Here is an 8,739-nt window from a genome sequence, read left to right as displayed (position 1 = left end):
GGCCACCGTGCTGATGCTGTCCGGCGTCGTCGCGGTCGCGTCGTGGACGGTCGATCGCCACGACCAAGCCGGCAACCTGCCGGCCGCCGCCGTGGTCAGCGACGCCGCGTCGGCCGTGCCCTCCGACGAATGGCATGCCTACGGCCGCACCGGCCACGGCCAGCGCTGGTCGCCGCTGAAGCAGATCACGCCCGACAACGTCGGCAGCCTGCAGCTGGCCTGGCAGTACCGCACCGGCGACCTGCGCGGCCGGCCCGGCGACCCGGTCGAGACGACCTACGAGGTCACGCCGCTGAAGATCGGCAACCGGCTCTACCTGTGCACGCCGCACCAGTCGGTGGTGGCACTCGACGCGACCACCGGCCAGCAGGCGTGGCGCTACGACCCGCCGATCCAGGGTGGCCTGGCGCTGCAGCACCTGACCTGCCGCGGCCTGGCCTACCAGCCGCCGGCCGCACCGGCCACGAAGGCCGCCGGCGCCTGCCCCGCGAAGCTCTTCATGCCCACCGCCGACGGGCGCCTGCTCGCACTCGACCCCGAGACCGGCAAGCTCTGCCGCGGCTTCGGCAACGGCGGCCAGGTCGACCTGTGGGCGCACATGCCGAACCTGAAGCCGGGCTCGTACTACTCGACCTCGCCGCCCGTCGTCACGCAGAACCTGGTGATCATCGGCGGCACCGTGCTCGACAACGTGTCGACGAAGGAGCAATCGGGCGTGATCCGCGCGTTCGACATCGAGACCGGCGCGCTGGTGTGGAACTGGGATTCCGGCAACCCCGACGCGACCGCGCCGATCGCCGCCGGTGCGAGCTACACGCCGAACTCGCCGAACAGCTGGTCGATCTCCAGCGTCGACGAGGCGCTGGGCCTGGTCTACGTGCCGATGGGCAACCAGCCGCCCGACCAGTGGGGCGGCCAGCGCAGCGCGGCCGTCGAGACCTACTCGTCGTCGGTGGTGGCGCTGGAGCTCGCGACCGGCAAGGTGCGCTGGGTGTTCCAGACGGTGCACCACGACCTGTGGGACTACGACGTGCCGTCGCAGCCGAGCCTGCTCGACCTCACGGTCGGCGGCGCGACGGTGCCGGCCCTGGTGCAGCCGACCAAGCAGGGCGAGCTGTTCGTGCTGGACCGCCGCACCGGCAAGCCGCTGCTGCCGGTCGAGGAGGTGCCCGCGCCGCAGGGCGCCGCGAGCGGCGACCACACCGCGCCGACACAGCCGCGCTCGGCCGTGTCGTTCGAGCCGCAGCGGCTGCAGGGCCGCCACATGTGGGGCGCGACGCTGTTCGACCAGCTGGCCTGCCGGATCGCCTTCCACCGGCTGCGCTACGACGGCCGCTTCACGCCGCCGTCCGAAGGCGGCTCGCTGATCTACCCCGGCAACTTCGGCGTCTTCAACTGGGGCGGCATCGCGGTCGACCCGGTGCGGCAGGTCGCCTTCACGACGCCGACCACGCTGGCCTTCACGTCGACGCTGGTGCCGCGCCCGGATGCCACGAGCCTGATGGTGCAGGGCAAGGGCGAGCCGCAGGGCCCGCTGCCGGCGCTGAACGAGAACTTCGGCGCGCCGTACGCGGCGAAGATGAGCGCGTTCACGTCGCCGCTCGGCATCCCGTGCCAGCAGCCGCCGTGGGGCAGCGTCGCGGGCGTCGACCTGCGCACCGGGCAGGTGGCCTGGAAGCACCGCAACGGCACGGTGCGCGACCTGTCGCCGCTGCCGCTGCCGTTCCGCATGGGGGTGCCGAACATCGGCGGGCCGGTGATGACGGCCGGCGGCGTGGCCTTCCTGTCGGGCACGCTCGACGACTACGTGCGCGGCTACGACGTGACCACCGGCCGCGAGCTGTGGAAGCAGCGGCTGCCGGCCGGCGGGCAGGCGACGCCGATGACCTATGCGGGCACGGACGGGCGGCAGTTCCTGCTGGTGGTGGCCGGCGGACACGGCTCGACCGGGACGAAGCCGGGGGACTACGTGCTGGCGTATGCATTGCCACGCTGAGGGCGCCGAGGGCGCTGCCGCGTTAGCATGCCGCCTTTGCCCCCAACAAGGAATTCCCATGCAGACGACCGCCTCCGGCCTCCAGTACGAAGACACCGTGCCGGGCACCGGCGCCGAAGCCCAGGCCGGCCAGCACGTGCGCGTGCACTACACCGGCTGGCTCTACAACAACGGCGTCAAGGGCGCCAAGTTCGACAGCAGCAAGGACCGCAACGACCCGTTCGAGTTCGGCCTCGGCGCCGGCATGGTGATCAAGGGCTGGGACGAAGGCGTGCAAGGCATGAAGGTCGGCGGCACGCGCGTGCTGGTGATCCCGGCGCAGCTGGGCTACGGCGCACGCGGCGCCGGCGGCGTGATCCCGCCGAACGCCACGCTGATGTTCGAGGTGGAGCTGCTCGGCGTCTGATCCGGCGGCCGGCGATGACGATTCAATACGACATCGTCCACACGACGACCTACCGCTACGCGAAGCCGGTGCGCTTCGGCGAGCACCGCGTGATGTTCCGCCCGCGCGACAGCCACGACCTGCGCGTGCTCGCCACCGACCTGCAGGTCAGCCCCGAGGCCGGCGTGCGGATGATCCAGGATCCGTACTCGAACTCGATCGCGCTGGTGCAGCCGCTGGTCGAGGCCGACGAACTGCGCTTCGTCTGCTCGTTCACGATCGAGCACGCGAGCAGCCACAACCTGGAGCTGCCGCTGTCGCCATCGGCCGAGTTCTTTCCGTTCTCGTACTCGGTCGACGAGCGCTTCGACCTCGAGCACTACCTGCGCCCGCACCACGACGACCCGGACGGCACGCTCGCCGCGTGGGCCCGCCAGTTCATCCGCACCGACGGCCCCACCGGCACCCGCGACATGCTGGTGCGCATGAACCAGCACATCCGCGACACCTTCCGCTACGCCGACCGCGACGAGGAAGGCACGCAGCCCCCGCTGAAGACGCTCGCGCTCAACAGCGGCAGCTGCCGCGACTTCGCATTGCTGATGATGGAGGCGTTGCGGCGGCTCGGCGTGGCGGCGCGCTTCGTCTCGGGCTACCTCTACGACCCGGCGCTCGACCCGGCCGCACCCCGCGACGGCCCTGACGACAAGGACACCGTGCCCACGACCGGCGCCGGCGCGACGCACGCCTGGCTGCAGGCCTACCTGCCCGGTGCCGGCTGGCTGCCGTTCGACCCGACCAACAACCTGCTCGGCGGATCGCAACTGGTGCGGGTGGCCGTCGTGCGCGATCCGAAGCAGGCCGCGCCGATCTCGGGCAGCTGGTTCGGCGATGCCGACGCCTACGTCGGCCTGCAGGTCGACGTGAAGGTCACGCGGACGGGCTGATCAGGCGCGCGTGACCGGGTGGTGCGCGAGGTCCAGCGGCGGCCGGCCCACCGGGTCGTCGCCCTCGTCCTCATGCGGCTCACCGCCCCGGGCCATCGCCTGGTATTCCTCCATCAGCTTGGCCTTGCGCGACGCGAGCCGCGCGCCCACCGCCTTCAGGTCGACCTTGGCCTTCTTCGCCTTCGGGAAGATCTTGCTGTGCTCTTCCTCGACGTGCGCATCGATGTGCTTGCCGAGCACGATGACCTTGGCATCGAACTGGCCGTCGGTCGGCGTCATCGCCCCGATCTCGGCGATCAGCTCGCGCGCACTCGCATGCTCGACCTCGGCCTGATCGACCAGCGCATCGTCGGCGATCGCGGCGCGCACCGCCGGGTAGAAGATCTCTTCCTCGATCTGGCCGTGCACCGTGAGCTCCATGCAGATGCGCTCGGCCACCGCGCGGCGCTCGCCGTCGGTGTTGCTGCGGTCACTGAGCTGGTGGAACGCGATGAACAGTTTCTTGATCGCGATGTGGTCGGCCTTCAGCATCTCGATGGCGTCGAAGCGCGACGGCTTGGCGCGGGGACGGGGGGCAGCTGGCATGGTGATCTCCTTTCAATGCGACTTCAACGTTGGATTGACTGCATTCAGGCGAGCGTGGCCACAACCCGGTGCCGGGCACCGTCGTCGACGAATGGTACGCCGCCCTCGAGGGAAACAGGCTGTCCGTCGTGCTGCAGCGACCAGCGGCCCGGGGCCGCTTTCGCCGAGGTGGGCGACGGGGTTTGCGCCGAATTGACAACTTCGATTTCATAGACCGTGCGGCCGCGCCGCAGCGTGACGCTGAAGCCCGGCCAGCCGGCCGGCACCACCGGTGCGATGCGCAGCACGCCGTCGCGCACGCGCACGCCCAGCAGCTCTTCGATGCCGATGCGCCAGTACCAGCCGGCGGCCCCCGTGTACCAGGTCCAGCCGCCCTTGCCGGTGTGCGGCGACTCGCCGTAGATGTCGGCCGCCATCACGTACGGCTCGACGCGGTAGCGCTGCACCGTGAGCCGCGAATCGCTCTTGTCGATCGGGTTCAGCATCGCGTACAGCGGGTACGCGCGGCCGGCATCGCCGAGGCGCGCGAAGGCCATCGCGGTCCACACCGCGGCGTGCGTGTACTGCCCGCCGTTCTCGCGGATGCCCGGCACGTAGCCCTTGATGTAGCCGGGGTCGTGCGCGGTCTTGTCGAAGCTCGGCGTGAACAGCCGGATCAGCTGCGCGTCGCGGTCGATCAGCATCTCGTCGACCTTCTCCATCGCATCGCGTGCGCGCTGCGGGTCGCCGCCGCCGGCGATCACCGCCCAGCTCTGCGCCAGCGAATCGATGCGGCATTCGTCGTTGGAGGCCGAGCCGAGCGGCGTGCCGTCGTCGAAGTACGCACGGCGGTACCACTGCCCGTCCCAGGCGTTGGTGTCGACCGCGGCCATCAGCTCCTGCGACAGCAGCGTCCATTCGGAGACCAGGTCGGCGCGCTCGCGGCGCATCGCGATCGGCATGAATTCATCGAGCACCGACTTCAGGAACCAGGCCATCCAGACGCTTTCGCCCTGGCCCTTCCAGCCGACCCGGTTCATGCCGTCGTTCCAGTCGCCGCAGCCCATCAACGGCAGCCCGTGCACGCCGCGCCCGCGGCTCACCTGGATCGCGCGCACGCAATGCTCGAACAGGCTCGCGCTCTCGTGCGAGATGGTCGGCTCGAAGTACTGGCTCTCCTCGTGCGGCGGCAGCTGCGGGCCTTCGAGGAACGACACCGTCTGGTCGAGCACCGCATCGTCGCCGGTCACCGACACGTAGTACGCCACCGCGTACGGCAGCCACAGCCGGTCATCGGAGAACGTGGTGCGCACGCCCTTGCCACTCGGCGGGTGCCACCAGTGCTGCGCATCGCCCTCGACGAACTGCTGCGCCGCCGCGCGCAGCAGGTGGTCGCGCGCGAAGCCGGGCCAGGCATGCACCAGCGCCATCACGTCCTGCAGCTGGTCGCGGAAGCCGTAGGCACCGCCCGCCTGGTAGAAGCCGCAGCGGCCCAGGCAGCGGCTGCTCAGCACCTGGTACAGCAGCCAGCGGTTGAGCATCAGGTCGAAGGCGCGGTCGGGCGTGCGCACCTGCACCGCGCCGAGCAGCTCGTCCCACTGCGCCTGCACGTTCGCCAGCGCCTGGTCGGCATCGCGCGTGGTCATGCGCACCAGTTCGTCGGCGCCGGCCAGGCTCRCCGCCTGGCCGAACGAGAACACGACCACGTCGGATTCGCCCGGCTCCAGCTTCAGCTCGACCTGCATCACCCAGCACGGGTCGGGGCCGACGCCGGCGGCCTGGCGCAGCGTGTGCTGCGATTCGAGCGCCTGCGGCGCTGCGAGCCCCTGGCCGATGCCGATGAACTCGGCGCGGTCGCAGGTCCAGCCGCTCACCGGGTGCGAGCTGCCGAGCCACGCGATGTCGCGCCCGAAATCGGCGTTCATCGGGTTGCGGGCGTACAGCGTGGTCGACGCGTTGCGGCCGGCCCAGGTCGACAGCAGGTCGACCTTGCCGCTGCGGTTGTCGCCGATGCACAGGTTGACGTACAGCGTCAGCGTCAGCGTGCGGCGGCGTGCGCTGCGGTTGGCCACGCGCAGCCGCATCAGCTTGGCGGGCCGGTCCCACGCGACGAAGTGCGTCAGCTCCGATTCGATGCCGTCGGCCTGCGTCGTGAAGCGGCTGTAGCCGGCGCCGTGTGCGCATTCGTGCGTCGCGCCGGGTGCGCTGCGCGGCTGCGCGGTGGGCGTCCAGTAGGCGCCGGTCGCGCGGTCCTGCAGGTACAGGACCTCCGACGACGGATCGACCAGCGCATCGTTGGACCACGGCGTCAGCTGGTTCTCGCGGGCGTTCATGCGCCAGGTGAAGGCCGAGCCGCTCTCCGAGACCAGCGTACCGATCTGCGGGCTCGCGATCACGTTGACCCACGGGGCCGGCGTCGTGCGGCCCGGCGGCAGCACGATGCGGTACTCCTTGCCGTCGGGCGTGAAGCCGCCGGTGCCGTTGAAGAACTGCAGCTGGGCGGTGGCGGTCGGCTCCGACGGTGCACCGCCCTGCGCGAGCGGCGCGCGCAACGGCATCGCCTGCGGCAGCGACGAGGGCTCGCGCGGCGTACGCCGGCGCAGCTGGTCGCCGAGCAGCCCCTGGCCGCCCCGCAGCAGCACGCGGCACAGCGTCATCAGCAGGCGCCGTTCGTCATCGGGCAGGCGGTCGCCGCGCAGCACGTAGATGCGGCCGCCGCCCGCCGCCGCGTCGGGCCCGGCACCGGCCTGCCGCACCATGTTCTCGATCGCGTGCTGCATGTCGTCGGAATACGAGGTCGCACGGTCGTTCAGCACCACGATGTCGACCTCGAACGAGCGCGCCTTCCAGAAGTGGTGGCCGCGCACCATCTGCTGCACCAGCGGCAGGTCGTCGTTCGAATCGATGGTGACCAGCAGGATCGGACGGTCCCCCGAGATGCCGTAGCGCCACAGGGCGCGCTGCGACAGCTGGTTGCCGCGCATGAACTCGGTGCCGGGGCGGAACGTGGTGTCCGAGAACATCAGGTAGGCCGACAGCGACTGGAAATGCGTCGCCTCCTCGCTGCCGACGCCCAGCTGGTGCAGCTTGGCCTGCGCATACACCCACGAGCGCGAGATCTCGCGCTGCAGCGCGCTGAACGAACCGAGGCGCTGCCAGGTGCGGCTCGCGCTCTCGCGGTCGGTGCCGAAGGCGAGCACGAAGGCCACGCGCGCCGACTGGCCGGGCTTCAGCTCGATCGTCTGGCGCAGGCACAGCACCGGGTCGAGCACCGCGCCGGTCGTCATCGCGAGGCCGCCCTGCTCGGTCATCGCGAGCGGCTCGCGCTTGCTGCGGCCACGCCCGATCACCGTGCGGCGGTCGGTGTCGTACGACAGCGGCCCGGCCTGCGTGCCTTCGACCACCGCGCCGAGGATCGCCGTGGGCGCCGCCTCGTGCGATGCGCGCGGGCGCCGCGTGGCCAGCAGCGCGCCGCGCGCCGCGTCGTACTCGGTGGTGATGAACAGGTTCGAGAAGGCCGGGTGCGCCATGTCGGCATTGCGCTGGTTCAGCACCACCTCGCCGAGCGCGCTCACCTCGATGCGGCGCACGCCATGGCCCTCGTTGCTCAGCTTCAGCGTGCGGATCTCGGCGTCTTCCTGCTGTGCGACCACCACCTCCAGGCTGCTGCGGATGCCGTGCTGGCGCAGGTCGAACTGCGCGCGCGCCTCGGCGAACTCGACCGCCTGGAAATCGGGCTCGCTGAAGGTCGGCGCGAGCGTGGCCGACCACAGCACGCCCGAATCGGCGTCGCGCAGGTAGATGAAGAGCCCGCAGTCGTCGAGCACGCGGTCCTCGCGCCAGCGCGTGATGTCCAGGTCGGCGCATTCGCTGTAGCCGGAGCCGCTGGCCGTCAGCGCGGTCGCGTAGCGGCCGTTCGACATCAGGTGCACCGCCGGACGGCGCACGTCGGTGGCCTGCACGCGGCGCACGCGCTGCGTGGAATGGCGCGCGAGCTTCTCGTGGCGCTCGGGTGCCGCGGTGCTGTCGCGCGCGATCACGACCGAGCCGGCCACCTGCTCCTGCAGCAGCAGGTCGAAGGCGTTCATCTCGGGCTCGCGGTGGAAGCGGTCGGCCAGGCTGTCGGGCGTCAGCAGTTGGGTCAGCGCGAGCAGGCTCATCGCCTGGTGGTGCGCCATGTGGCTCTTGACGATGGCGCACTTCTCGTCTTCGCCGAGCCGCTCGGCGGTGAAGTCGATCGCCTCGTAGAAGCCGTGCGGCCCGAGGGCGCCGAGCCTGGCCAGCGCGGTGAAGTTCTGCCGCACCTCGGCCGGCGCGAACGGCGCGGCCAGCGCGGTGGCATAGGGCGCGACCACCAGTTGCCGGTCCATGCCGCGCTTCAGGCTCAGCGCCGGCGCGCCGGACGGCCCGTACTGGTAGGTCAGTTCGACGTCGCGCACGTTGACGCCCGACTCCGAGATGCCCCAGGGCACGTTCTGCTCGCGCCCGTAGCGGATCTGCTCGGTGATCGCGTTGCGGCAGGTCTGGTGCAGCAGGCTGCCGGGCGGCGTCTTCATCACCAGCGCCGGCATCAGGTACTCGAACATCGAGCCGGACCACGAGATCAGCACCGGGCCGGCGGCGACGAGCCCCATGTGGCGGCCGAGCCGGAACCAGTGGTCGACCGGCACGTCGCCCTTCGCCGCGGCGAGGTAGCTGCCGAGCCGCGACTCGGAGGCCAGCAGGTCGTAGCGCCCCTCGTCGAGCTGGTGCTCGGCGACACGGTAGCCGATCGAGAACAGCTTGCGCCGCGCATCGAACAGGAAGCCGAACTGCATGCCGCGCCAGGCCGCCTCGGCCTGCGCCGC

Annotated in this window: 5 protein-coding genes; 3 read left to right on the top strand and 2 right to left on the bottom strand. The window is 71.0% G+C overall.

Features of this window, described 5'->3' with window-relative positions; all coding sequences use genetic code 11:
* From AC1D12_RS16690 to AC1D12_RS16680, 3 genes are all read left to right on the top strand, one after another.
* A partial coding sequence (locus tag AC1D12_RS16690; protein ID WP_477841635.1) for a membrane-bound PQQ-dependent dehydrogenase, glucose/quinate/shikimate family occupies positions 1-1,996 on the top strand: 1,996 nt, incomplete at its 5' end.
* A 52-nt stretch (positions 1,997-2,048) separates the two neighbouring features.
* On the top strand, positions 2,049-2,402 hold the full coding sequence (locus tag AC1D12_RS16685; RefSeq protein WP_465111249.1) for an FKBP-type peptidyl-prolyl cis-trans isomerase: 354 nt from the start codon (positions 2,049-2,051) through the stop codon (positions 2,400-2,402).
* Between the two features lie 14 nt (positions 2,403-2,416).
* Positions 2,417-3,328, top strand: a complete 912-nt coding sequence (locus AC1D12_RS16680) for a transglutaminase family protein (protein ID WP_047500761.1) — start codon at positions 2,417-2,419, stop codon at positions 3,326-3,328.
* Here AC1D12_RS16680 and AC1D12_RS16675 read toward each other — a convergent pair whose 3' ends face one another.
* The gene (locus AC1D12_RS16675; protein ID WP_082004107.1) at positions 3,329-3,913 is read right to left on the bottom strand and encodes a hemerythrin domain-containing protein; all 585 of its coding nucleotides are present in this window, start codon (positions 3,911-3,913) and stop codon (positions 3,329-3,331) included.
* Positions 3,914-3,957: 44 nt separating this feature from the next.
* The coding region (locus AC1D12_RS16670) for a glycoside hydrolase family 94 protein (protein ID WP_477841633.1) at positions 3,958-8,739 on the bottom strand (4,782 nt) is incomplete at its 5' end.

The organism is Rhizobacter sp. P1_G5 (genome assembly GCF_056405435.1).
Note: the sequence above shows the minus strand (reverse complement) of the source record. Positions and strands in the feature narration are given on the sequence as shown.